We start from the raw sequence: 1,270 nt of genomic DNA, 5'->3' as shown, positions 1-1,270 counted from the left end.
CCACTGCTGTCCCATAGTTTGCTTTAAATAAAAAAACCTGAGTCCTAACAGTTAAAATATGAGTGCAAACAAACACTTTAACGACCAGGATTCAGGTTTTGTCACATCAGAATACCGTATTTCATGAGCTAATTAAACCTGTTGTGCGACAGGATTTTGAACAACTTGCTAAAGTACACCATGTTGGACAGAAATTTAGAGCGGCTTCCCGGTGGGATCAGTTTATTGCCATATTGATGTCTCAATTCTCTTGTAGGCAAAGTCTGAGAGATATTCAATCCAATTTGGAGTGCCAACAGGAAAAGCTAAGTCATCTCGGAGCAAAGTCTATTCCCCGAAGCACGCTGGCACGAATCAATGAGCAGCAGCCTGCTACCTTGTATCAACAGCTATTTTACAAGTTGCTTAAATACTATGAACACTCAAAAGTAGCTCATAAATTTCGCTTTAAGAATCCCTTGTATTCCTTGGATGCCAGTCATATTGACCTGTCGCTTTCCTTATGTGAATGGGCCAAAGTTCACGACTCAAAAGCCAGCATGAAACTCAGTATAGGATTGAATCACAGCAATGATATTCCTGAGTTTGTTGCAGTTGAAAATGGCAAAGAAAATGACATGGTACAAGGCCGCAAATTCCAGTTTCCTGCTGGCAGCATTGTAGTTTTTGATAAAGGCTATGTCGATTACCAATGGTATGCAAATCTGACTGCTCAAAACATTGGATTTGTCACACGTTTTAGGCCTAAATCTGTGTATCAGGTGATCCAGCAACATCCAGTGCTTGAATCCAAAGGTATTCTAAAAGATGAAACCATTCAGCTGAATAGCGCACATGCCCTAAAAAGAAAAGCCCCAGTGTTAAGAAGAATTGAATATAGAGATCAGCAAAGTGGCAAGCACTTTAGCTTTCTCAGCAATAACTTTCATTTAGCCGCCTCCACCATTGCGGCGATTTATAAAGATCGTTGGAAAGTTGAGCTGTTCTTTAAGGCGATTAAGCAGAATCTCAAATTAAAAGCGTTTCTAGGCCGCAGCAGGAACGCAATTCAGACACAAATCTGGATTGCGATGATCGCCTATTTATTGGTGAGTTTCGCTCGACATTTAGGAAAAACAGGTTGGACAGTTCAACGTTTACTCAGAATAATTCAAGTGAATTTGTTTGAAAGAAGAACTTTAAAAGCTTTATTTTCACCCGATAAAATACCCATAAAACAAGAGGAAGCTCAAATGAGCTTCCTCTTGTGAAAAATTGTGGGACAGCAATG

The 1,270-nt window shown here is 39.8% G+C and carries 1 protein-coding gene; it reads left to right on the top strand.

The window, feature by feature from the left end; all coding sequences use genetic code 11:
- The first annotated feature begins 98 nt into the window (after positions 1 to 98).
- Positions 99 to 1,250, top strand: coding sequence for an IS4-like element ISAbe18 family transposase (locus AC07E5_RS09785; RefSeq protein ID WP_096901158.1), 1,152 nt, complete (start codon positions 99 to 101; stop codon positions 1,248 to 1,250).
- Positions 1,251 to 1,270 lie beyond the last annotated feature (20 nt).

The organism is Acinetobacter seohaensis, assembly GCF_056431365.1.
Note: the sequence above shows the minus strand (reverse complement) of the source record. Positions and strands in the feature narration are given on the sequence as shown.